The sequence below is a fragment of the Neopararhizobium haloflavum genome (assembly GCF_002750855.1).
Lineage (GTDB): Bacteria > Pseudomonadota > Alphaproteobacteria > Rhizobiales > Rhizobiaceae > Georhizobium > Georhizobium haloflavum.
This window is the reverse complement of the sequence record NZ_NWUC01000004.1, coordinates 218,599-241,734: the sequence shown is the minus strand read 5'-3', so window position 1 is coordinate 241,734 and position 23,136 is coordinate 218,599. Positions and strand designations below refer to the sequence as shown.

Annotated in this window: 26 protein-coding genes; 15 read left to right on the top strand and 11 right to left on the bottom strand. The window is 62.8% G+C overall.

The annotated features are described in order from the left end of the window. Positions 1-227: 227 nt before the first annotated feature. Genes CN673_RS11170 through CN673_RS11160 form a run of 3 tightly spaced genes read left to right on the top strand, consistent with a single transcriptional unit; the run spans position 228 to position 1,910 of the window. Entirely contained in the window at positions 228-764 is a 537-nt protein-coding gene (locus tag CN673_RS11170) for a sigma-70 family RNA polymerase sigma factor (RefSeq protein WP_099866342.1), read from the top strand. Beyond that, positions 761-1,504 (top strand): anti-sigma factor, encoded by a 744-nt coding sequence (locus CN673_RS11165; protein WP_245409865.1) that lies wholly within the window; start codon positions 761-763, stop codon positions 1,502-1,504. Before CN673_RS11170 ends, CN673_RS11165 begins: the two co-directional genes overlap by 4 nt. Before the next feature lie 10 nt (positions 1,505-1,514). After that, entirely contained in the window at positions 1,515-1,910 is a 396-nt protein-coding gene (locus CN673_RS11160; protein WP_099866340.1) for a VOC family protein, read from the top strand. Between the two features lie 26 nt (positions 1,911-1,936). Here CN673_RS11160 and CN673_RS11155 read toward each other — a convergent pair whose 3' ends face one another. From CN673_RS11155 to CN673_RS11120, 8 genes are all read right to left on the bottom strand, one after another. Beyond that, the gene (locus CN673_RS11155) at positions 1,937-2,911 is read right to left on the bottom strand and encodes an NUDIX hydrolase (protein WP_099866339.1); all 975 of its coding nucleotides are present in this window, start codon (positions 2,909-2,911) and stop codon (positions 1,937-1,939) included. After that, positions 2,911-3,435, bottom strand: a complete 525-nt coding sequence (locus CN673_RS11150) for a tyrosine phosphatase family protein (protein WP_099866338.1) — start codon at positions 3,433-3,435, stop codon at positions 2,911-2,913. The genes CN673_RS11155 and CN673_RS11150 overlap by 1 nt, the downstream gene beginning before the upstream one ends. After that, on the bottom strand, positions 3,432-4,022 hold the full coding sequence (locus CN673_RS11145; protein WP_099866470.1) for an HD domain-containing protein: 591 nt from the start codon (positions 4,020-4,022) through the stop codon (positions 3,432-3,434). Before CN673_RS11145 ends, CN673_RS11150 begins: the two co-directional genes overlap by 4 nt. A gap of 43 nt (positions 4,023-4,065) precedes the next feature. Beyond that, the gene (ygfZ, locus tag CN673_RS11140) at positions 4,066-4,908 is read right to left on the bottom strand and encodes a CAF17-like 4Fe-4S cluster assembly/insertion protein YgfZ (protein WP_099866337.1); all 843 of its coding nucleotides are present in this window, start codon (positions 4,906-4,908) and stop codon (positions 4,066-4,068) included. A 74-nt stretch (positions 4,909-4,982) separates the two neighbouring features. Continuing rightward, positions 4,983-5,729, bottom strand: a complete 747-nt coding sequence (locus CN673_RS11135; protein WP_099866336.1) for a hypothetical protein — start codon at positions 5,727-5,729, stop codon at positions 4,983-4,985. 64 nt (positions 5,730-5,793) lie between these two features. Then, positions 5,794-6,051, bottom strand: a complete 258-nt coding sequence (locus tag CN673_RS11130) for a hypothetical protein (RefSeq protein WP_099866335.1) — start codon at positions 6,049-6,051, stop codon at positions 5,794-5,796. Between the two features lie 106 nt (positions 6,052-6,157). After that, positions 6,158-6,550 (bottom strand): TIGR02301 family protein, encoded by a 393-nt coding sequence (locus CN673_RS11125; RefSeq protein ID WP_370853034.1) that lies wholly within the window; start codon positions 6,548-6,550, stop codon positions 6,158-6,160. Between the two features lie 165 nt (positions 6,551-6,715). Further along, a complete protein-coding gene (locus CN673_RS11120; protein ID WP_099866333.1) occupies positions 6,716-7,150 on the bottom strand; it encodes an NUDIX domain-containing protein in 435 nt (144 codons plus the stop codon). 99 nt (positions 7,151-7,249) lie between these two features. Between CN673_RS11120 and CN673_RS11115 the strand changes: the two genes are divergently transcribed. Further along, positions 7,250-8,002, top strand: a complete 753-nt coding sequence (locus CN673_RS11115; protein ID WP_099866332.1) for an SOS response-associated peptidase — start codon at positions 7,250-7,252, stop codon at positions 8,000-8,002. A gap of 21 nt (positions 8,003-8,023) precedes the next feature. Then, on the top strand, positions 8,024-8,641 hold the full coding sequence (locus tag CN673_RS11110; protein WP_099866331.1) for a LysE/ArgO family amino acid transporter: 618 nt from the start codon (positions 8,024-8,026) through the stop codon (positions 8,639-8,641). 2 nt (positions 8,642-8,643) lie between these two features. Here CN673_RS11110 and CN673_RS11105 read toward each other — a convergent pair whose 3' ends face one another. Continuing rightward, positions 8,644-8,832 carry a hypothetical protein gene (locus tag CN673_RS11105; RefSeq protein ID WP_099866330.1) on the bottom strand — a complete coding sequence of 63 codons (189 nt, stop codon included), beginning with the start codon at positions 8,830-8,832 and terminating at the stop codon, positions 8,644-8,646. A gap of 440 nt (positions 8,833-9,272) precedes the next feature. Between CN673_RS11105 and cysS the strand changes: the two genes are divergently transcribed. From cysS to rarD, 5 genes are read left to right on the top strand one after another with little or no spacing between them, the layout of a single operon-like run. Continuing rightward, complete coding sequence (gene cysS / locus CN673_RS11100) at positions 9,273-10,700, top strand: cysteine--tRNA ligase (protein WP_245409863.1); 1,428 nt, start codon at positions 9,273-9,275, stop codon at positions 10,698-10,700. Continuing rightward, positions 10,697-11,191: a GFA family protein gene (locus CN673_RS11095; protein ID WP_099866328.1), complete on the top strand. Its 495-nt coding sequence runs from the start codon at positions 10,697-10,699 to the stop codon at positions 11,189-11,191. The genes cysS and CN673_RS11095 overlap by 4 nt, the downstream gene beginning before the upstream one ends. Then, on the top strand, positions 11,188-12,147 hold the full coding sequence (pip, locus tag CN673_RS11090; RefSeq protein WP_099866327.1) for a prolyl aminopeptidase: 960 nt from the start codon (positions 11,188-11,190) through the stop codon (positions 12,145-12,147). The genes CN673_RS11095 and pip overlap by 4 nt, the downstream gene beginning before the upstream one ends. Then, positions 12,144-13,760, top strand: a complete 1,617-nt coding sequence (gene cimA, locus CN673_RS11085; RefSeq protein ID WP_099866326.1) for a citramalate synthase — start codon at positions 12,144-12,146, stop codon at positions 13,758-13,760. Before pip ends, cimA begins: the two co-directional genes overlap by 4 nt. Positions 13,761-13,770: 10 nt before the next feature. Continuing rightward, positions 13,771-14,733, top strand: a complete 963-nt coding sequence (gene rarD, locus CN673_RS11080; protein WP_099866325.1) for an EamA family transporter RarD — start codon at positions 13,771-13,773, stop codon at positions 14,731-14,733. A gap of 10 nt (positions 14,734-14,743) precedes the next feature. Here rarD and CN673_RS11075 read toward each other — a convergent pair whose 3' ends face one another. Together CN673_RS11075 and CN673_RS11070 are read right to left on the bottom strand one after the other, a co-directional pair. After that, positions 14,744-16,291, bottom strand: a complete 1,548-nt coding sequence (locus tag CN673_RS11075) for a bifunctional GNAT family N-acetyltransferase/carbon-nitrogen hydrolase family protein (protein ID WP_099866324.1) — start codon at positions 16,289-16,291, stop codon at positions 14,744-14,746. A gap of 139 nt (positions 16,292-16,430) precedes the next feature. After that, the gene (locus CN673_RS11070) at positions 16,431-17,048 is read right to left on the bottom strand and encodes an LOG family protein (protein WP_099866469.1); all 618 of its coding nucleotides are present in this window, start codon (positions 17,046-17,048) and stop codon (positions 16,431-16,433) included. Positions 17,049-17,259: 211 nt separating this feature from the next. Between CN673_RS11070 and CN673_RS11065 the strand changes: the two genes are divergently transcribed. From CN673_RS11065 to pssA, 5 genes are all read left to right on the top strand, one after another. After that, complete coding sequence (locus tag CN673_RS11065) at positions 17,260-19,143, top strand: LysM peptidoglycan-binding domain-containing protein (RefSeq protein WP_157928873.1); 1,884 nt, start codon at positions 17,260-17,262, stop codon at positions 19,141-19,143. A 62-nt stretch (positions 19,144-19,205) separates the two neighbouring features. After that, the gene (locus tag CN673_RS11060; RefSeq protein WP_099866322.1) at positions 19,206-19,541 is read left to right on the top strand and encodes an ArsR/SmtB family transcription factor; all 336 of its coding nucleotides are present in this window, start codon (positions 19,206-19,208) and stop codon (positions 19,539-19,541) included. Positions 19,542-19,552: 11 nt separating this feature from the next. Continuing rightward, the gene (locus CN673_RS11055) at positions 19,553-21,439 is read left to right on the top strand and encodes an ABCB family ABC transporter ATP-binding protein/permease (protein WP_099866468.1); all 1,887 of its coding nucleotides are present in this window, start codon (positions 19,553-19,555) and stop codon (positions 21,437-21,439) included. A gap of 37 nt (positions 21,440-21,476) precedes the next feature. Next, a complete protein-coding gene (locus CN673_RS11050) occupies positions 21,477-22,220 on the top strand; it encodes a phosphatidylserine decarboxylase (protein WP_280951177.1) in 744 nt (247 codons plus the stop codon). A 17-nt stretch (positions 22,221-22,237) separates the two neighbouring features. Continuing rightward, positions 22,238-23,131 (top strand): CDP-diacylglycerol--serine O-phosphatidyltransferase, encoded by an 894-nt coding sequence (gene pssA, locus CN673_RS11045; RefSeq protein WP_099866320.1) that lies wholly within the window; start codon positions 22,238-22,240, stop codon positions 23,129-23,131. The last annotated feature ends 5 nt before the right edge of the window (positions 23,132-23,136 follow it).

Below are 23,136 nucleotides of genomic sequence, written 5' to 3'. Positions count from 1 at the left end.
GACACGCGGCGGATGCGGATGGATGCACCCTTTGCAAAAAAAATTCTCCGACTGCGTCCACACCGGTGAGCCTTGTGTATTCCTGGCAACGGCACTGCCGGAACGGCGGATCGTCGCGCGCATCTCCACGGTGATGCTGGACGGGACCGCATGTGATGTGCCAACTGAACCGAGAGGTGGCATCGATGCTGTGCCGCGAAGCAACTCGACCTCTGGATGGTGAATTGATGCTGGATCATGCGGAGGCGCTTTCGCGCTGTGCAAATGGGGATCGTGCGGCGCTGAAGGCACTGTTCGAAGCCGAAGCAGGGCGCCTGATCGCAGTCGCCGAGCGGATCCTGCGCCGCCGCGATGTCGCTGAAGAAGTCGTTCAGGATGCCTTTATCCAGATATGGCGAAAGGCCGATCAATACTCCGCCGATCGCGGATCGGCGCGCGGCTGGATTTATGCGGTCGTTCGCAACCGTGCATTGAACGTACTGCGCGATGGGCGGCGCGAGGATCTGGCTGACGAAGCGGATCTGACGCGCTTGAGCGAGACGGCCAATCTCCACGACGACCGGGTCCTGGACCGACTGGACGCAACGAGCCGCCTGAGGCAGTGCCTTCAGCAATTGGATGAGGCCAAGCGGCGAAGTCTCTTGATGGCCTATATGTCCGGCTATACCCATGGCGAGATCGCCGGAAGAATGAACGTGCCGCTCGGCACGGCGAAAGCCTGGGTTCGCCGAGGACTTTCGGCATTGCGGGAGTGCATGGGATGACCAGCACCACCACCCCCATGGACGGGCAAAACTTGTTGGAACTGGCTGATGAGTATGCTCTTGGCCTTCTCGACGCGCAGGAACGTGCGCAGGTCGAAGATGCCCTTTTGCACGATGATGATTTGCGCCGGGCCGTGGATAATGCGCGCGACAGGTTCCACGAGCTGGACCTGACGGCCGAGCCGGTGACGCCGTCGCCGCATCTTTGGGAAAACATCGAGACGGCGGCGGCTGAGCGCGTCGATGACGGGCCGCCCTTGCCCAGCGCGAGCGGCGCAAGAACCGTGACTGCGGCGAACGACAACGCGGTTCGGCGCTGGCGGTGGGCGGCGTTGGCCGGCATAGCAGCTTCGCTGGTCCTGGCTGTCGGATTGTTGCGCATGCCATCAACAACGCCTTCCGCAGCCGTCATCGCCGTTCTTGTCGATGAGGCGGGCGAACCCTTGGTCATCGTCGAGGATTTCGGCGACCGCAGCACACGGGTAACGCCTCTTGTGGATGTGACCGTGCCGGCTGGGCAGACGATGCAGCTCTGGACCTTGCCTGACGAGGAGACGGGCCCCGTCTCGCTCGGGCTGATCGAGGAACCGGAGACGATGATCCTGGACGATGGGCCGCAACTGCCCGCTCCACAGGCCGATCAGCTCTATGAGATCACGATCGAACAGGATGGCGGCTCGCCGACGGGCCGGCCCACGGGCGAAATCCTGGGCAAGGGCTTTGCCAAGCAGCCACGATGAGGGACGTGCCATGCCATCGACGATGAATCCGTTTCTCATGTTCCAGGGTGATGCGCAGGCGGCGATCGACCACTATCTCGCCGTCTTCCCTGAGGGCCGGATCGCAGAGATATCGCATTACGGTCCCGGTGAAGGAGCCGGTGAGGGCAAGGTCGTCAAGGCCCGGATAATCTTGAACGGCCTGGAGGTCATGGTGATCGACAGTCCGCCCGTGCACGATTTCACCTTCACGCCCGCAACGTCGCTGTTCGTTCATTTCGATCAGGAGGCCGAGCTCGATCGCGCATTTTCGATGCTGGGCGAGGGTGGCTTGGTTCTGATGCCGCTCGACACCTATCCCTTTGCGCGCAAATACGCTTGGCTCAACGACCGCTTCGGCGTGTCCTGGCAGCTGAGCCTTTCCTGATCGGTCCCGTTCAGTCGAAAACGATCTCAGACGTTTCGCCCGCCGAGCTTGAGACCGGGCGCCGGCCGCTCCTCGAGGATCGCGCGGCGGAATCGGTAGAGCGCCGCCGGCCGGCCGCCGGTGCGCGCGCTGCTTTCGCCCGTCGGCTCGACCAGTTCCGCGCCTTCGACGAGCCGCCGGAAGTTCTGCTTGTGCACATGACGGCCCGAAATCGCCTCGACGGTCGCCTGCAACTCCGTCAACGTGAACCGCGGCGGCATCAGCTCGAAGATCACCGGTCGATACTTGATTTTGCCTCGCAGCCGCGAAACGGCCGTTGCCAGAATGCGGCGGTGGTCGAATGCCATGCTGCGGCCGAGCGGCTGGGGGAGGGACGTCTGCACGATGCGTCCGTCCGCAACGGCCTCCTCGACCAGTCCGGCTTCATAAAGCAGTTCGTATCGCTCCAGCACACGTTCCTCATCCCAGGGAAAGTCGTCGAGACCGAAGGCCAGGCGAACCCTTGAACGACGGCTGAGCGCCGATGGCGCCTTGCCGGCAGCAGGTGGTCCATTCACCCATGCGGCAAGACGCGGCAGGATCGTCCGATCGAGCAGCGCCGGTCGGCCCGGCCGCCAATCCTCCCATGGCAGGTACCGGTACCAGTCCGTCCAGCCTCGCCCCCCTGTATCTGCCTCGCTCTCTATGCGTGTGAGGGCGAGATAGCCCACGGAGACGATATGCAATCCGGCATCGTCTCTGCGTTCATGCCGGCCGCGATCGCCGAATGTATAGAGTTGCTCGACATACCCGAGGTCGAGGCCGGTCTGATCGGCGACAGATGCGCGCAGCCCCATTTCGAACGTGCGATGAACCTGCGGGTCGAAAGGGCCGAGCGGTAACGAATCGCTCTTTGATCCATTGCCTGGTTCGTCGACGATCAGGACACGCGGTGTCAGGCCGGAAATCGCGATGATCGCCGCATTGAGCCCTATGGCGATGGTCACCGCGTCAGCCTTCATCACTGGTCGCCCGCTGCGATATCGAAGCGGAATGGCTCGCCTTCCATAGCATCCGCTCCGCGGCCGATGGCGGCAACACCCGCCACAAGTGCTCCGCCGCGTCCCAGTGCCTCGTCTCCAATGGCGATCAGCCGGGAATTGGGGGTCGCAGCCGGCGCAGCCCTCCTCAGTCGTTGCGCCAGCGCGGCGTCGTCCTGTTCCGGATTGCAGGCGAGGGCCGCGATGAGGGCTGCGGCCGGCGATCGCGAGATACCCATCCAGCAATGAACCAGCAGCGGAGTACCCCGGTCCCAGCGCCGCGCGAATTCGACGATTGCGCGCACATGGTCTTCCTGCGCAAGCACCAGGCCGCTCATCGCCTTGTCGATGTCGTTGACGCCGATGTGCAGATGGCGGTCGGCAGGCACCCGGCCCGGTCGGTGGAAAGCGTGCCCCTCGCCAAGAAGGCTGATCATGTTGCCAGCGCCGTATCTGGCAGCCACTTCGCCGATGCGGCTGAGCGGTGCGACCACGATGAAGCTCATGGCGGAAATCTCCGTGAAGCGGCGGTCCGATCGCGCTCCAGCGCATCGAAGCGGGCAAGCAGCCGGGCCTGCGCCTCGGCCGTGGCGACTGCGTGAAGATCGAGCGTATCAGGATCGATCATGCGCGGCTGCCCGAAATAGCGCCGCGCCTCGCCTTCCGAAAAACCTGCCAGCCGCGTCGCTTCGAAATAGGCGGCGATCGTGTCGGCCTTCTTGGTAAGCGCCTTGGCGGCACGCGGCGGAATGGCCGGCAAGGCAAAGCGCATGTGGATCGCAGCCTCCAGGCGCTTCTCGATCGCCTTGTAATCGCCGCCGATCACCGCCTTGAATGGCGAGATCATGTCGCCGATCACGTATTCCGGCGCATCGTGGAGCAGGACGATCAGGCGCGTCTCGGCCGACAGGTCAGGCTCGATCATCCCCGCGATTTTTTCGACAAGAAGAACATGCTGGGCAACCGAGAAAGCGTGGTCGCCAAGCGTCTGACCGTTCCACCGAGGCACGCGGGCAAGGCCGTGCGCAATGTCGGCGATCTCGATATCGAGAGGTGACGGATCAAGCAGATCGAGGCGCCGGCCTGACAGCATGCGCTGCCAGGCGCGCGGCGGGGCGCCGGAACGCACCGCCAAGTCAGGCCTCTTCTGTTGCGGAGAGGAAGCCAAGGCCGGTCCATTCGGGCAGCATCAGCTTAACTGCCAAGCCATCGACCGAAATTTCATCCTCGCGCTCGAGAGCGGCAGCGACGCGGTCGGTGCGAACGATCGCAAGTCCGCTTCGCTCGACGACCGTGCCGAGCACCCCAAGCTGTTTTCCATCGGCTGAAACAGCCGTTCCCGCCGCAGGCAGCGGTTCATCGGCGGCCACCTGCACCAGACGCCGGCGCGCGGTTCCGCGGTGCTGCATGCGGGAGACGACTTCCTGCCCGACGAAACAACCCTTGCGGAACGACACGCCGCCATTGAGATCCATCAGGACATCGTGCGGGAATATATCGGAAAGGGCGTAGTCCCTGCCGGATTCGGCTACGCCTGCGGATATTCGAAGCGCATCATAGGCCAGCATATCCTGCGGATCGGAAGCGTTCGGACCATAGACGCGATAGACATCCGCGCCGCTGCGAAAACGCCGGTCGCGATGAGCTTGCGCCGGTGACGCTTCGTCCCACGCAGCCGAAACGGCGATGTCGGAAGCGGCCGCGATCTCGACTTTCGCCCGCAAGCGATAGAGCATCATCCTCTTGATGAAATCATCCCGGATGGCGCGATCGAGATCGATCAGGAACCCGTCCGAGCCATCCCGGGCGATGACAAAATCGAACATGATCTTGCCTTGCGGCGTTAGGAGCGCACCGCCGACCGCTTCATTCATGGCGAGCTTGTCGAGATCGGGGGTCAGCACGTCCTGCAAAAGACGCCCGGCTTCGGGCCCGCAAATCCGAACGACAGCCCTGTCGTTCAATGCGACGCTTGGCATGGGATGCTCCGCTGAGATTGGCTTCGCCGCCACAGGTAGCGTTTCGACCTGCCGCCCGCAAGCCAGGGCGCTCCTCAGTGGCCCGCCACGAAATAGGACCAAGCGCCTTCGGCCGTGATGCCGATCCGGTAGAAATTATAGCCGCCATAGACCTGCATTTCGGCATAGTCACCGGCTGTCACGATCCGCATGAGCTCTACCTTCTGAGGGTCCGTCAGCTCTTCCAGCGGAACGGCGAAGAAATAGGGCCAGAGATAGACGGGCGTTTCGCCCTCGCGCTCGACGAGGACAAAACCGGCGTCGAGAACGTCGAGCAATATGGCGAGGATTTCCTGCCCGCCCTCGTCGCCTGATGAGGCGCGCAGAAAGTCGATCGGATCGTCATTAAGACCGCCGATCGTCAGACGCGTTGCTTCCGGCCCGATTCCGATGAGGGGGCGCAGCGCCTCCAGGTCACCCGTGGCGGCCGCCTCCATGATGAGGGTGCGCATGCGTGCGGCCGGCTCGGGCAGGATGTCTGTGTCGTAAAGGATTGCGACTGCGCCGTCCGTTTCCGGCTGGCTGGCGCCCTCTGCTTCTCCATCCGGCGCATCGGGCTCGCCGGTCTGGAGCAACGGTTCTGGATCGGGAATCGCCGGCGTTTCCGGACTGGCGTCCTGGGCTGAGTCGGGATCGAAGGCGTTGAGATCGCTCAGTGCGAGGATGGCGGGCTCCTTGCCGGGCGCAAGGGCATCCTCACCGGCATGAGTGACCGTGACACCAAGCGCCAATGAGGCAAGAACGGCGCCGATGAGCCGCCCGTCTCGAATCAAAGCTGCCATGTGTCCCTCGCTGGCGCTCATGATTCCGATGCGCCGTTCCGGCGGATCGCGTGGGGCGAACGTCCTACTGCACGGAACGAAGCGGTGAGAATTCGCCCGACAGGATGCGCTCTTTGAGCTGTTCGACCAAGGCTTCAGCGCCGTCTTCGCCAAAAAGGCGAACCGTTTCACGCATCGCTGTGGCAAGAGCCGCGTCCGCGAGGATCTCAGGTTCGATGCCGTCAGCCACGCCATCGGCCCAGGCGTCGCTCTGATGTTCCAGCGCGACCTGCATCTTCTCGTGCACGATCATCTCGTCGATTTCGTTGAGGCGATGTTCCATGCCTATGCTCATATGGCGCAATCCACTCCTTGCGAGTTTCTTAACAGCACTAACACGGTTCATCTCAAAACGGGACGTCCGCGCGGCGAAAGGGGTTAACAACCCCCTAATTTCCGAACCTGGCGATGATTTCCGACGCAAGTGTTGCGCCTTCGCTACGATATCGGGCTTCTGCAGCAGTCGCTGCTGGCGTGCAGTCGGTATAGACCGAGGCAAAGGAACGATATCCGCGGTTGAATGCTGCGGTGAGCCGTGCCCGGCGGTCGGGTTCCGGCGCTTCCGCCTCGATCAGATCGCGCATCAATTCGCGCCACTGCCGGTCTGACTGAGCATTGCACAGCTCGCGCAGGTAATGCACCGAGCCGACGATCTCGGAGAGGCGAATCAGGCGGTCGTCGTAAGGAGCCGTCGGCGCAGGCTCAGGCGCAGTGCTTTCCGTCTCGCTCTCCGCGCTTGCCGGATCATCGGCATCGCTCTCTGCCTCCTGTGCGGCGCACATGCCGTTCAGTGCGGCGGCGAACAACGCTGCGCTCAATCCTGTTCGCATGATGGAACGTGCAATGGATCGCTTGGTCATTGGCCTTGGCTGGTATGTCGGCCGCGCATTCTGTTGCGGCGCCGTGGTCGTCCTTCGGGCCCGGCGTAGCATCTTTCCGGCGCGCCGCTAAGATGTCGTTCCGGTTTGCGCGAGAATTTCCCGTATGCATTCGGCGACACTGTCAGGCATCGGCAAGGCCAGCGCTTCGTCCCGGGTGAACCATCCCGCTTCCGCCGCGTCGTCCGCTGCCACAGGCTGCACCGGTGAGGCGGGGTCGAGCGAGACGCGGAAGACGGTGAGAAGGAAATGGGACAGCACCCTCCCGCTCTCGTCGCGGTCGATCAGATCGTAGTCGCGATAGGGGCGCGCCGCGCCGCCGATGAGACCCGTCTCTTCGGCAAGTTCGCGCAATGCTGCCGCTGCTGGTGCTTCGTCCACATCGACCCGGCCGCCAGGAAATGCGTAGAGATCGCGGGCAGGGTGGTTCGCCCGCTTGACGAGGAGCACGCGTTCCTGGTCGACGACGATTGCGGATACCGCTTTTCGTGGCTGCTGGCACATGACTCCGCTCGTTGTGAAGCGATGAGGCTTCGCCTACAGCCCTCCGGCCTGCCTGGCAATGTGCTTGACGCCATCGGTCGGTGGTGAGATCAAACCGCGATGTGCGGACGTTTTGCATTGACGGCCATGCCGGAGGAATTGCGAGAAGTCTTCGGCGTCATGGAGGCCGAGGACTTCCCGCCGCGCTACAATATTGCGCCGACGCAGCCGATCCTCATCGTCAGGGCGCGTCAGAACCTGCCGCCCGGCAGCAATCGTCCGATGCGCGAGTTGATGCTTGCGCGCTGGGGCCTCATTCCCGGTTGGGCGAAGGATCCCTCCAAGCTGCCGCTCCTTTTCAATGCCCGCAGCGAGACCGCCCATGAAAAGGCAGCGTTTCGCGCGGCAATGCGCCACCGCCGCATCCTCGTGCCTGCAAGTGGATTCTACGAATGGCGGCGAAGCGACAAGGGGCGCAGCGGCGCCCGACCCTTCTGGATCCGCCCGCGGCAAGGTGGCATCGTCGCATTTGCGGGGCTCCTGGAAACCTATCTCGGCGCGGACGGTTCGGAAATCGACACCGCGGCTGTGCTGACCACGCGGGCGAACGCGACCCTTGCACCAATCCACGATCGGATGCCGGTGGTCATCGCTCCCGACGCCTTTTCCCGTTGGCTCGATTGCAAGGACAGCGAGCCGCGCGATGTCGCCGACCTGCTCGGCCCCGCAGACGACGATTTCTTCGAACGGGTGCCGGTTTCCCAGGCGGTCAACAAGGTGGCCAACGACAATCCGGACCTTCAGGCGCGGTGCGACGATGACGAGGCCGCAGCCGAGCCTTCGCCGCCGGGCGAACAGCTCTCGCTGCTTTGAACCCGAAGGCCTGATCGTTCCATGTCATTTTTCGCGAACCCTGCCGTGGCGGGCTTCTTTCTCGGGGCGGGGCTCATCATCGCCATCGGAGCGCAGAACGCATTCATACTGCGCCAGGGTCTTTTGCGTCGGCACGTCTTCGTTCTCTGCCTGATCTGCTCGCTCTCCGATGCGCTTTTGATCGCCGCCGGCGTCGCCGGCCTCGGAACGCTCGTTGCCCGATCCGATACGCTGTTGCCGATCGTCACTGTGGCCGGCGCCGGGTTTCTTCTGGCCTACGGCGCCATTGCCTTTCGCCGCGTACTGCGTCCGAAAGCGCTTGAAGCGAGGCAGGGCGATGGGTCGGACCTGATGGCGGCCATCATGGCGTGCCTCGCCTTCACATTCCTCAACCCGCATGTCTATCTCGATACGGTCGTGCTCGTTGGCTCGTATTCGGCGCGGTACGACGTCGATGACCGTCGATGGTTCGCGGCCGGGGCCATGGCGGCATCATTCGCGTGGTTCTTCGCACTCGGCTACGGCGCACGCTTCCTGGCGCCTCTCTTTGCTCGGCCGTCTGCGTGGCGCATTCTCGATACCGTCATCGGCATCGTCATGTGGGCGCTCGCAGCGAGCCTTCTCGCCGGCATGCGCTAGGCTCAGGGCTTGCGCTTCGTCTGTGACGCGAAGCCCTTGCTCTTGAGGCCGTCATCGCGGCGCGAAAGCAGGCTTGCGGCCTTCACCGCGGCGCAGCCGATGGCCCCATAACGTGTTTCCAGTGCGTCTGGCTTGTTCGCCGTCTTCTTGTCGCCCGTTTCTCTGCGATCGAGCGTGTCGGTCCGTGCCATATCGGTGCTCCTGTAAGCTGGCACTTACGTTCGCCGCAACTCATGCGACGAACCATAGTCAAGCAAAGACTCGATCGTGATGGAAATATGTTAACCACACATAAAAACCCGGTGCCGCCTCTGAAGACGGCACCGGGCCAACGACCGGCCCGGTGATTGGGGCACCGTGCGGGCCGGACATGTCAGGATTACGAAGTTAGTTGAAGCCGAATGGCGCGGCATCCCCCATTTGGGGGAGGTTTTTGACTTTTTGGTCTAAAATGGACACGAATGCCCACGGGCCTTGACCTGTCGGCGGCGAAACGCGATAAGCGGGCCATGAAGAACGGTCATGGCGCGTTCGCCATCTGCATTAGCCGGATCATTATTTGCTAGCGATTTCGCTGGCCCGGCCCGTTTCGTCCTCCTGACAGACCCGACAAACGACCAGGCCGGCAGGCATGGGAGATTTTCGTCGCATGGTCGAGGGACCGACACTCAAGCTCTACAACACCATGACCCGCGCGAAAGAGAGCTTCGCGCCGATCGATGCCGACAACGTGCGCATGTATGTTTGTGGTCCGACGGTCTACGATTTCGCGCATATTGGCAACGCGCGACCTGTGATCGTCTTTGACGTTCTCTTTCGCTTGCTCCGCCATCTCTATGGCGAAGAGCATGTGACCTACGTGCGCAACATCACCGACGTTGACGACAAGATCAACGCGCGGGCTTTGCGGGACTATCCCGGCCAGCCACTCAACGAGGCGATCAGGGCCGTTACCGAAAAGACCGAGAAACAGTTCCAGGCCGATGTCGGCGCGCTCGGATGCCTCGAGCCGACGGTGCAGCCGCGCGCGACCGATTTCGTCATGCCGCGTGCCGACGGCAAGACGGACATGAAAGGCTTGATTCAAAGTCTGATCGATCGCGGCCATGCCTATGTTTCGACAGGCGAAGTCCTCTTCGATATCTCCTCCATGGCGGACTACGGCCGATTGTCGAATCGCCGCCTGGAAGACCAGCAGGCCGGTGCCCGTGTCGCTGTCGACACCCACAAGAAGAACCCCGGAGATTTCGTCCTGTGGAAGCAATCGGACGAAAGCGAACCGGGTTGGGACGCAACCTTCCAGGTCGACGGCCGAGATGTGACGATCCGCGGTCGTCCTGGCTGGCATATCGAATGCTCGGCGATGAGCGCCGCCTATCTTGGCGAGACCTTCGACATTCATGGCGGCGGGTTGGACCTCATCTTTCCCCACCACGAGAACGAGATCGCGCAATCACGCTGCGCTCACGGAACGCCGGTGATGGCCAATGTCTGGATGCACAATGGCTTCCTGCAGGTCGAAGGGCGCAAGATGGCCAAGAGCGAAGGCAACTTCGTCACCATCAACGAACTCCTGGAGACCGAGACCTTCGGTGGCCGCAAATGGCCGGGGGAAGTGCTGCGCCTGGCAATGCTGATGACGCACTATCGCGAGCCCATCGATTTCAGCCTCAAACGGCTGGAGGAAGCCGAGGCACTGCTGGCCAGATGGCGGCGTCGTGCAAAAAGGGATGCGTCGGTGCGCGTGTCGGATCGTTTCCTGGGCGCCATCGCCGATGATCTCGATTTTTCCGAATATTTCCGATTGATGAGCGCTTCCGACACCTCGGCCGAAGAACTCTTCGCTGCGGCCGAGCTTGTCGGGCTCGACCTTTCCCAACTGGATACGAACATCGATGTCGCGGCGCATATCGAGCGACGCCTCTCGCTGATCGGACAGAAAAACTGGGCTGAGGCCGACCGGATCCGCGATGCGTTGCTGGAGCAGGGTATCCAGCTCAAGGACGGCAAGGATCCCGAAACCGGCGAACGCGTGACAACCTGGGAGGTGATGCGGTGACCCTCGACAATACGCCCGAGTTTTCCGGTGGCTGCCAGTGCGGCGCGGTGCGGTTTCATGTGCGGGGCCGGCTCGGCAAACCGTCGATCTGTCATTGCCGCATGTGCCAGAAGGCTTACGGCAATTTCTTCGCACCGCTCGTGTCCGTGCATGAGGGTACGCTGGCCTGGACGCGGGGCGCGCCGAAGCGGTTCCAGTCGTCCAATCACGTGAAGCGCGGTTTCTGCGAGGCGTGTGGCACGCCGCTGACCTACGAGGCGCCCGATGGCGTGGCTCTCTCGATCGGAGCATTCGACGATCCAAGCACGATCGCACCCGAGATCGTATTCGGCATCGAAGGCAAGCTGCCCTATGCTGACGGACTGGCCGCGCTGCCGGCGCGCACCACGGCCGAGGATGAGGCCTCCAATCCGTTTCTCGCCTCGATCGTCACGTTTCAGCATCCTGATCACGATACGCCTGAGTGGCCGATGCCGGGAGACCGTTCATGAGCACCCTGCGCGATCTATACCCGGCGATCGAGCCATATGAGACGGGTACGCTCGACGTCGGCGACGGGCATGTCGTTTATTGGGAACGCGTCGGCCAGCGCGGCGCCAAGCCGGCCGTCTTCGTCCATGGGGGACCGGGAGGCGGCATCAGTCCCAAGCAGCGCCGGCTTTTCGATCCGACACGCTATGACGTGCTCCTGTTCGACCAACGCGGGTGTGGCCGTTCGACGCCGCATGCCGAACTGAACGCCAACACGACCTGGCATCTCGTGGCGGACATGGAGCGACTGCGCGAGATGATGGGCGTTGAGCGTTGGCAGGTTTTCGGCGGTTCCTGGGGCTCCACCTTGTCGCTTGCCTATGCCCAAAAGCACCCCGAGCGGGTCTCCGAAATCATTCTGCGGGGCATTTATACGCTGACCAAAGCCGAACTCGACTGGTATTATCAATTCGGCGTCTCGCAGATGTTTCCCGACAAGTGGGAGCGATTCATCGCGCCGATACCGGAGGGTGAGCGGCACGATCTGATGGCAGCCTATCGCCGCCGCCTGACCGCCGACGATCGTGCGGTGCAGATGGAAGCCGCCCGCGCCTGGAGCATATGGGAAGGCGAGACCATCACCTTGCTTCCGGATCCGGAGACGAGCGACAAGTTCGAGGAAGACGACTTCGCGCTCGCTTTTGCCCGGATCGAAAACCACTTCTTCGTGCATGGCGGCTGGCTCGATGACGGCCAGTTGCTGCGCGAGGCCCATCGTCTTGCCGATATCCCTGGCGTCATCGTGCACGGCCGATATGACATGCCGTGTCCAGCCCGCTTCGCCTGGGAATTGCACAAGGCCTGGCCCCAGGCCGAGTTTCATCTGATCGAGGGCGCTGGCCATGCCTTCACCGAGCCCGGTATTCTCGATCAGTTGATCCGGGCCACCGACAAATTCGCAGGAAGCGCGCAATGAGCAAGGATCGCCTTTATCTGTTCGACACGACGCTCCGTGACGGTCAGCAGACGCCCGGCGTCGATTTCTCCGTCGAGGACAAGACCCTCATCGCAAAAATGCTCGACGACTTCGGGATCGATTACGTCGAGGGCGGATATCCCGGTGCCAATCCGACCGACACCGCGTTCTTTGAAAAGCGGCGGACACGGCGGGCCGGCTTCGTCGCCTTCGGCATGACCAAGCGGGCAGGTGTATCCGCCTCCAACGATCCGGGTCTTGCGGCGCTGATCCAGGCGGCCGGCGACGCCGTTTGCTTCGTGGCGAAGAGCTGGGACTACCATGTCGATGTCGCCCTAGGGATTACCAACGAGGAAAATCTCGAATGCATCGCACGATCGGTCGAGGCAACGATCGCCGCCGGCAAGGAGGCGATGGTCGATTGCGAGCATTTCTTCGACGGCTACAAGGCAAATCCCGACTTTGCCACCGCTTGCGCGCTCGCCGCCTATGAGGCCGGTGCGCGCTGGATCGTCCTCTGCGACACCAATGGCGGCACACAGCCCGGCGAGGTGAGGGAGATCGTCGGCGCGTTGATCGAAGCGGGAATCCCGGGTGATCGGCTGGGCATCCATGCGCACAACGATACCGGCCAGGCCGTTGCCAATTCGCTGGCAGCCGTGGAAACCGGCGTCCGGCAGGTGCAGGGGACGCTGAACGGCATCGGCGAGCGCTGCGGCAATGCCAATCTCGTGACGCTGATCCCGACACTGGCTCTGAAGCCGGTCTATGCCGATCGCTTCGAACTCGGCATTTCCACCGAAAAGCTTGGTGAACTGACGCGCTTGTCGCGCACGTTCGATGAACTGCTGAACCGCAACCCGGAGACCCAGGCGCCTTATGTCGGCCAGTCGGCATTCGCGACCAAGGCCGGCATCCACGCCTCGGCGATCCTCAAGGATCCAAAGACCTACGAACACGTCGATCCCGAGAGCGTTGGCAACATGCGCCGCGTCATGGTGTCCGACCAGGGTGGAAAATCCAATTTCCTCAACGCGCTGAAACGACGCGGTATCGAGGTTGCCAAGGACGACCCGAAGCTCGATCGGCTGATCTCTCTGGTCAAGGAACGTGAGGCGACCGGCTATGCCTATGAAGCGGCCGACGCGAGTTTCGAGCTGCTTGCCCGGCGCACGCTCGGACGTGTGCCGGAGTTCTTCGAGGTCCAGAGTTTCCGCGTGATGGTGGAGCGCCGCTTCGATGCGCTGGGCAACTTGAAGACCGTGTCGGAGGCGGTCGTTCGCGTCACCGTAGACGGCGAGGAAATTCTGTCGGTTGCGGAGGGCCACGGTCCGGTCAACGCGCTCGACATTGCGCTTCGGAAAGACCTCGGCAAGTTTCAGTCGGAGATCGTCGACCTCGAGCTGGTCGACTACAAGGTCCGCATCTTGAATGGTGGTACGGAAGCCATCACCCGCGTCCTGATCGAATCGAGCGATTCGACCACTGAACGGTGGTGGACGGTGGGCGTATCGGACAATATCATCGACGCATCCTTCCAGGCGTTGATGGATTCGATCGTCTACAAACTCCTCAAGAATCGCGATCAGGCCGGACGCGCTGCGGCCGAGTAAGGCAATTGTCATGAGAGCTTCAGAAGAATGCGGCGCCGCCGGGCCGGCTGCGACGGGTGCACAGGCGCCTGTTTCGCCCGGTGACACCAGGCAGGGTTTTGCCACAGCAATCGCCGCCTACCTGCTTTGGGGCCTCGTGCTGCCGTTCTTCATGAAGGCCTTGAGTCATGTCTCGCCAGTCGAGATCGTCGCGCACCGCGTATTGTGGGCTCTGCCGGCTGGCGCGCTCATCCTACTCTGGCTCGGCCGAACCGCTGATCTGAAGGCGGCCCTGATCAAACCGCGCGTTGTCGCCATGGCCGCGGTGACGGCTACCGTCATCTCCCTGAACTGGGGGATCTACGTCTATGCCATCGTATCCAATCAGGCGCTGGAGGCGTCGCTGGGCTACTACATCAACCCGCTGATCAGCGTGGTCCTCGGCATGGTCTTTCTCGGCGAAAAGCCCAACCGGCCGCAATGGGTCGCGATCGCACTCGCCGGGCTCGCCGTCATCATCCTCACCGTGTTTGCCGGGCGCCTGCCATGGATCTCGCTCGTTCTGGCGCTTTCCTTCGGGACCTACGGCTATCTGCGCAAGACCCTGCCGATCGGTCCGAGCCAGGGCTTTCTGCTTGAGGTCATCATTCTCTCGCCGATCGCGATCGCACTGATCGGCTGGTATATCGCGCAGGGCGAAAGTCATTTCCTGGCCGGCAGCGCATTCGACACCATCATGCTCATCGCGGCCGGCCCGGTCACCGCCATACCCCTGGTTCTCTATGCGTTCGGCGCGAAGGGTCTGCGGCTTTCCACCATCGGCGTGCTGCAATATCTGGTGCCGACACTGATCTTCGTGATCGCGGTGTTCGTCTTCGGCGAGCCTTTTGCCCTGCCGCAGCTCATCGCCTTCGCGCTGATCTGGCTGGCGTTGATCATCTACACCTGGACGCTTTTTGCGGAGCGCCGCACGCTGGCGGCGGCGCGAACGTGATCAGACCCGTTCAGCCGCCATCCTTCCAGCGAACCCTGTAAAGGTCGAAACGGCGGTCACGCAGATTGCGCACCGCTCCTTGCGCGCGTGCCCACTGTACAGTCCCGATATTGAGATCGGCAACGGTGACCATCTCGACATTCTCACTCGCTTCAGCCGCGATGCCGTCGCGCGCGAACGGCATGTCGCAAGGCGTCAGGATCGCCGACTGCGCATAGTTGATGTCGAGGTTGTCGACATTGGAGAGATTGCCCGTGATGCCGGACGTGACGACGTAGCACTGGTTTTCGATCGCGCGAGCGGCACTGCAATAGCGCACCCGAAGATGGCCGTGCCGCGTGTCCGTGCAATAAGGCACGAACAGAATACGCGCCCCCTGATCGGCAAGACGGCGCGCGAGTTCGGGAAATTCCGAATCATAGCAGACCATCACGCCGATCGGGCCGCAATCGGTATCGATCACATCGATCTCGTCGCCGCCGACGATACCCCAGTATTCGCGCTCGTCGGGCGTTGGATGCAGCTTTTCCTGCGCGTGGATCGTCCCGTCGCGCAGAAAGACGTAGGACACGTTCTGGATATCGCCATCGTCGGCGATCGTCGGATGCGACCCGCCGATGATGTTGATGTTCGAGCCGAGCGCCAGCGCCTGCATGCGCTCGATGAACTCAGGCGTATACTCGCTCAGCCGCTTGATCGCTTCCGAGGGCGGGCGCTCCGGCTCGCTCGATAGAAGGATCAGGGTGAAAAGCTCGGGAAAGACGACGAAGTCCGAGCCGTAGTCGGCGGCCACCTCCACGAAATAGCGCACATGATCGAAGAACTCGTCATGGTCCTTGACCTTTCGCGCGCCGATCTGAACCGTCGAAACACGCACGGTGTCGCGCCCGCGCTGGGAAAGCGGTTGGGTTGCCGCCTCCGGATCGTAATACGGATTGCGCCAGAGCATCAGCGCGGCATGGCCCCCCGAGGCCTTGTCGTCCGGATGATAGTTCTTGAGCACCCGTTCGGGTTCGAATCCGAGCCGCATCTGGAAGCTTGCGACCGGATCGATGATGTCGCGGTTCTTCACGGCAGCCAGATAGTCGTCCGGCTTGGGGAATTTTCGCTTGTTGCGCCGATAGCCGGGCAGGCGTCCGCCGAAGGCGATGCCCTTCAGGTCCATCTGCTCGCACAGCCGCTGGCGGACTTCATAAAGGCGCTTGCCTATGCGCGCGCGCCGCCGCCCGGGATCGACGCATACCTCGACGCCGTAAAGCCAATCGCCCTTGCCGTTGTGCCGGCTGGCATAACCGCCGCCGGTGATGTCGTCCCAGGTGTGCTGGCGGAAGATCTGCCGCTCGGCCAGTTGCAGCGTTGCCGCATAGCCGACAATCTGATCGTCGAAGACGGCCACGAACTGCCCGTCGGGAAAAGCATTGATCTGGCCCCGGATGATGCCGGGCAGATACGGCTGTTCTTCGGGATAAACGCGCGACGTCAGCGCCAGGATCTGCGGAATGTCCCGTGTCGTGGCGTTCCTGACTTCAAGGATGGGTTTCTTGGCAAGGGTCGTCATTGCGGATCGAGGCTGCCTGTGCGTTCGCATTTTCAGAAGAAGACGTCCGGACGGATGCCGGCCGGCGCGGGAAATTCCGTTCCGATGTAACGAATTTAGGACTCACCGGCACGGCCGGCAACCGCACTGGCCAAAGCCATTACATCCGTTCGATGATGCGGCTCTCGCCGCTGCCGCCGTTCGAGGCGGCTGCAGCGATGATGGCCGGCACGATATCATCGACTTTGGAGATGACGAGCGGCTTGACGAGGTGGGCCGTATGCAAAAAGCCTTCCGCTGACATATGGTCCATCAATCGCACGAGCGGGTCCCAGAAGCCGCCGATATCGGCAAGCACCATCGGCTTTGTGTGACGGCCGAGTTGGGCCCATGTCATGATCTCGACGATTTCTTCCAGTGTCCCGATCCCGCCGGGAAGCGTCACGAACGCGTCGGAACGCTCGAACATCGTGTGCTTGCGCTGGTGCATGTCGGCGGTGACGACCAATTCGTCCAATTGGCCGAGGGCGTGCTTGGTCGCTTCCTTCTCCATGAGAAACTCGGGAATGATGCCGGTCACCGCGCCGCCGCCGCTCATGACGCCGTCGGCGACGGCGCCCATGACGCCGCGCGTGCCGCCACCGTAGACGAGCCGCATGCCGTGCGCGGCGATCGCGCGTCCGAGAGCCTTGCCGGCGGCCCGATAGGCCTCGTCGCGGCCCGGCTGCGATCCGCAATAGACACAGATCGAACGAATCTCTTTGAAGGTCTGGCTCATATGAGCGAGGAAGCATTCGCGCGCGGTCTGCGTCAAGCCGACAGTGCGGCAAATCGCTTATCTTCGAACGGCGCGTGTTTTCCCAAATTGGGACAGGGAAATGCCTGAAAACCGGCTTTTCGCGGGGTGGCACGATACTTGTTACCGATTGGTAAACTCGGTAGTTTGTAGCGTTAATGAACGGGATCGGGGCCCGTTTTGGAGATATTCAATGAATCAGGGAAACGCCGGTCTGCTGGCGCTTTGTATTCTCTTGGGGGGAATTGCCTTCGGTGTGCTGTTCGTTGCGCCGCGCTTCATGGGCGCGAACGAAGCGACGGTCGAGACAAACGAGCGTGCTGCGACCGTGCCGGAGGAGACGACCGAGCCGGCCAGTGAGGCCGCCGATGTCGGACCGGAGCGGACCACCCAGAAGCAGGGCCGTGCCGCCGAGAGCGACGATGGCACCGGGTCGGAAGATGACGCTGTCGCGGACGTTGCGCAGGACGAGCCCGGCCTGACGGACCTGTCGCAATTGGCCGCGTCGGGCAAAACCGATCGTGCCGGCCAACCGGCCGACGGCCCGGCATTCGACGTGCTTCGTGTAGAGCCGGACGGCTCGGCGGTGATCGCCGGCCGGGCGGACCCCGGCAAGCGCCTCGACGTGATGAACGGCAGCGACGTGATTGACTCGACCAAGGTCGGGCCAAGCGGCGATTTCGCGATCGTGCTCAAGGACCGTCTGGCGCCCGGCGACTATCAGTTGACCTTGCGGGTGACGGGAGAGACGGGAACCAGCGAAACGTCCGAAGAGGTCGCAACGATCACCATCCCCGCCGATCGCGGCGGAGACCTGCTTGCCATGGTGACGAAGCCCGGTGAGGCGAGCCGCATTGTTGCAGCGCCGGATCGCTCGGGTGGCGATGCACCCGCGCCAGCGCAGGCCCCCGGTGGGTCGCAAGGGCCGGCGGCCGATGAGCGTTCCTTAGAGGGTGAGCAGGGCGAGATGCCCGCGCAAGGCGACGCTCCAGCCCCGGCAGGCTCGCAAGAGGGAATTCAAGAGGACATCGCATCGCGCGTCATGGCCGACGACGACGCTTCCCCTGATGAGATGGCCGAGCCGGAAAACGACGAAGCGGGCGCGCCGGAAGTGGCCGCGGCGCAGACCGACGCGGACGGTGAGGCGTCAGCGAGCGCGGCAGGGTCCTCGGGTGCCGCTTCTGCAGCGGATGGGAACCGCGAAGCAGGTGTTCGGATCGAGGCCGTTGAGGTCGAGGTCGATCGCCTCTTCGTCACCGGATCGGCGCCGACGGGTGGCACGGTCCGGGTCTACGCCAACGATGCGCTGGTGGGCGACGATGCCGTGGGCGAGGGGGGCCGCTTCCTCGTGGAGGGCCGCGTGCCTCTCGATGTCGGCGAACACGATATTCGCGCTGATTTCATCGACGATGGGCGAGTGGTCGCCCGCGCCATCGTGCCGTTCCATCGACCGGAGGGGCAGAGTGCCGCCGCGGTTGCCGCGCTTGAGGATGACGCAGTTCTCTCGCTTGCCACTCCGGTGGACGAGCCAGGCGAGGGCGAGCGTTCCGAAGCGTCCAGCGTGCCACGTTCGGATGACGAGGGAACCCCTACGACGAGCGCGAGCGCCGACGATGCCGCGATCGTTCCGGCTGACGGGGAGGCTGAAGAGGCACGCGTCGCAGCCTCCCCCACCACTGCCGATCGATCCGCAGCAGAACCACGGGAGCCTGATGTGTCGGAGCCGTCGGCGAACTCGGTCGAGGAGGCAGTCGATTCCATCGAAACGGAAGTCGCCGTGGCCCCGGTCGGTGCCGAATCGAGCGACGAGACCACCCCCGAGGAGCCCGTGACGGTTCAACAAGAGGCTCTGCAGCCCACCGACGCATCTGTGATCATCCGGCGCGGCGACACGCTCTGGCAGATATCGCGGCGGGTTTATGGGCAGGGCGTGCGGTACACCACGATCTACATGGCCAATCAGGAGCAGATCGCTGATCCCGACCGAATCCTGCCCGGACAGATATTCTCCGTGCCGGATGAGGCACTGGAGAATGCCGAAGAACTCCACCGCCAGCGCATGCTGAGTGACCGCTGAGCGCATCGACGTCCAGCACGGCCATTGCCCGGTAAGCTTTCATCGTATATCGTCGATATACGATGAAAGCTGCCTCGCTCGATGATGAAGCCGATGCGGTCTCCGCGCGCAGGTTGCAGGCGCTAGGGCATCCGGCGCGGCTGCGCATCCTTCGCCTGCTGTCACGTCGCGACGCCTGCTGCTGCAAGGATGTGGTTGGCGAAATCGGGCTGGCGCAGTCGACCGTGTCGCAACATCTGAAATGCCTGGTCGAAGCCGGGCTGGTGCGCTATCGCCCGGACCGGCAGGCCTCGCGTTACAGCCTCGACCGCCACGCGCTCTCCGATCTCTCCCGCATCGTCGGAACATTGCTGGAAGACCGTGGGACCGCTGCGAGCGGCAAAGACAACGCAAAGTGAAAGACGAGAACGTGGCGGGCAAGAAAGTCTCGGCTGACGCCGGAAACCCTATCGGTACATTGCGCAACCTCTGGCCCTATATGTGGCCGTCGGCAAGACCGGACCTGAAGGCTCGGGTGGTATGGGCGACGGGCTACCTCGTCCTGTCCAAGCTTGTGCTGATCCTGGTGCCCTATTTTTTCAAATGGGCAACCGATGCGCTGAACGGATCGCTGGAACTGCCGGGCTTCGTCCCGCAGATTCTGCTTGGCGGCGTCGCGCTCGTCGTTGCCTACAATGTCGCGCGGATCGTCCAGTGGGGTTTCAACCAGCTCCGCGACGCATTGTTTGCCAGCGTCGGCCAATACGCGGTGCGCCAGCTTGCCTTCAAGACGTTTGTGCACATGCACCGCCTGTCGCTGCGCTTCCATCTGGAACGGCGCACCGGAGGGCTTTCGCGCATTATCGAACGCGGCACCAAGGGCATCGAGACGATCGTTCGCTTCACGATCCTCAACACCGTGCCGACGCTTCTCGAATTCGCGCTCGTGGCCGTCATCTTCGCCTTTGCCTTCGGCTTCTCCTACTTTCTCGTCACGGCACTGACCGTTCTGGTCTACATCTGGTTCACGGTGAAGGCGAGCGATTGGCGCATCGGCATTCGCCGGGCGATGAACGATTCCGATACCGAGGCCAACACCAAGGCGATCGACTCGCTTCTGAATTTCGAGACCGTCAAGTATTTCGGCAACGAGGCCATGGAGGCGGAGCGCTTCGATCAGTCGATGGAACGTTATGAGCGCTCCGCGACGCAGGTCTGGACGTCGCTCGGCTGGCTGAACTTCGGGCAAGGCCTGATCTTCGGCATCGGCATGACCATCATGATGGTGCTGTCGGCGCTGGCGCTCAGCCGCGGCGAGCAGACCATCGGCGATTTCGTTTTCGTCAACGCCATGCTGATGCAGCTTTCCGTGCCGCTCAATTTCATAGGCTTTGTCTACCGCGAGATACGGCAGGGGCTGACGGACATCGAGCAGATGTTCGACCTCTTGGAAGTGGGACCGGAAGTGGAGGACGCGGAGCATGCCAGGCCGCTCGCCATCGATCGTGGTGCAATCCGCTTCGACAACGTGCACTTTGCCTATGACCCGCAGCGCCCGATCCTGAAAGGCATTTCTTTCCAGGTGCCCGCCGGCAAGACGGTCGCCATCGTCGGACCGTCGGGGGCAGGCAAGTCGACCATTTCGCGTCTGCTCTATCGCTTTTACGACATCCAGTCCGGCGCGATCACCGTCGACGGCGAAGATGTGCGAGAGGTCACGCAGGCCTCGCTGCGCGCTGCCATCGGCATGGTGCCGCAGGACACGGTGTTGTTCAACGATACCATCGCCTACAATATCCGTTACGGTCGCCCTTCGGCCGGCCGCGAGGAAGTGGTCCGCGCCGCTGAACTTGCGCAGATCGGCCCGTTGATCGCCTCGTTGCCGCACGGCTATGAGACGATGGTCGGCGAACGTGGCCTGAAGCTCTCGGGCGGGGAAAAACAGCGCGTGGCGATCGCGCGCACGCTGCTGAAGGCGCCGCCAATCCTGATCCTTGACGAGGCCACCTCTGCGCTCGATACGGCCACAGAGCAGGAAATCCAGGCCTCGCTCGATTTCGTCTCGAAGGGCCGCACGACGCTCGTCATCGCGCATCGCCTTTCGACGGTCATCAGTGCAGACGAGATTATCGTCTTGCAGGACGGCCATATTGCCGAACGCGGAACCCATTCGGCCCTGATCGTCAAAGGCGGGCTGTATGCCGCGATGTGGGACCGTCAGCGTGAAGCGATCGAGGCGGAAGAAAAGCTGAACAAGGTCCGTGAGGAAGACGAAATGGGCATCGTCGTGCGCCGTCGAACGCCCGAAGTCACCTGATCGGAACCGTCCGCCTTCCGCCTCGTTGCCGTAGCACGTGCGAAGCGGTAGAGAGCATGCGAACAGCGGAGAACAGCAATTCATGACCATTTGGCACAGCATCCGGAACGCACTCGTGCCGGTTCGCCGTGAAGGTTATCCCTTTATCGCAGCTTTTTTCATCGCCACGCTCGTCCTCGGCCTGATCGCTGATTGGCTGTTCTGGATCGGTCTGATCCTGACAGCATGGTGTGCTTATTTCTTCCGTGACCCCGAGCGCTTCACGCCCGTCGATGATGATCTGGTGGTGAGCCCGGCCGACGGACGGGTCTCGGCCGTCACGCGCGTCCAGCCGCCCGCCGAACTGGGGCTCGGCGCAGAGCCGATGCTGCGGATCTCGGTCTTCATGAACGTTTTCGACTGCCACGTGAACCGCGCGCCTGTCGCCGGTCTTGTCACGCGGGTGGTGTATCGCAAGGGCAACTTCATGAACGCCGAGCTCGACAAGGCCAGCAGCGAGAACGAGCGCAACGGCATCGTGCTGGAGACGCTTCACGGGGCGGTCGGTGTGGTGCAGATCGCTGGGCTGGTCGCCCGCCGCATCCTGTGCTGGAGCGAAGAGGACGAGCGGCTCGATGCCGGGCAGCGCTTCGGCCTCATCCGCTTTGGCTCCCGCCTCGACGTCTTCCTGCCGGATGGCGCGACACCGCGGGTCGCCGTCGGCCAGACCGCAATCGCCGGAGAGACGGTCATCGCCGCATTCAACGCCTCCAGGGGCCCGGTGGTAACACGCCGCGACTGAGCGAACAGGATGGTTTGATGGACGACACATCGCGAGATGACCGCAGGGACGACGACTTTCTCGATACCCCGTTCTCGTCTTTTGATCTGAACGGTGAGGACGACGAAGAGGTCGATGAAGGCCGCGGCCCGCGCCTTAGCGAAATCTCGTTCCGCATGATGATCCCGACGATCATCACCATTTTGGCGATTTGCGCCGGCCTGACCGGCATACGCCTGGCATTCGAAGGCCGTGTGGAACTGGCGGTCGTCATGGTGTTGATCGCAGCGTTTCTGGACGGTGTTGATGGCCGGGTGGCACGGCTGATGAAATCCTCGTCGCGCTTCGGCGCGCAGATGGATTCGCTCGCCGACATCATCAACTTCGGTGTTGCCCCAGCGCTCGTTCTCTACGCCTTCCTGCTGGACCAGTTGCGTTCGCTCGGCTGGATCGCGGCGCTGATCTACGTTCTGGCGGCCGCATTGCGCCTTGCCCGCTTCAACGTGATGGACGAACGACCGAAAGCGAAGTGGCAGTCCAATTATTTTGTCGGCGTGCCCGCGCCATTCGGGGCCATGCTGGTGCTTCTACCGGTCTATCTCGGGCATCTCGGCATAGAGCCGGGCTCGACCTTCGCCGCTTTGGCGAGCATCTACACGCTCTTGATCGCTTTTCTGCTGGTCAGCCGGCTGCCGGTGTTTTCAGGCAAGTCCATTGGCCGCGTGCGGCGCGATCTCGTGCTCCCGGTCCTTTTCGCCATCGCGATCTATGTCGGGCTCCTGATGAGCTTCAGCTGGATGACGCTGACGATCACGACCCTCGTCTACCTGGCCTCGCTGCCCATGGGCTATCGCGCATGGAAGAAGCGCTATGGGCGGGAGGCGGACGGCGGGATCGCGTCACCTTCAACCCCGCATACCGAAGGTTTCTGACCGAG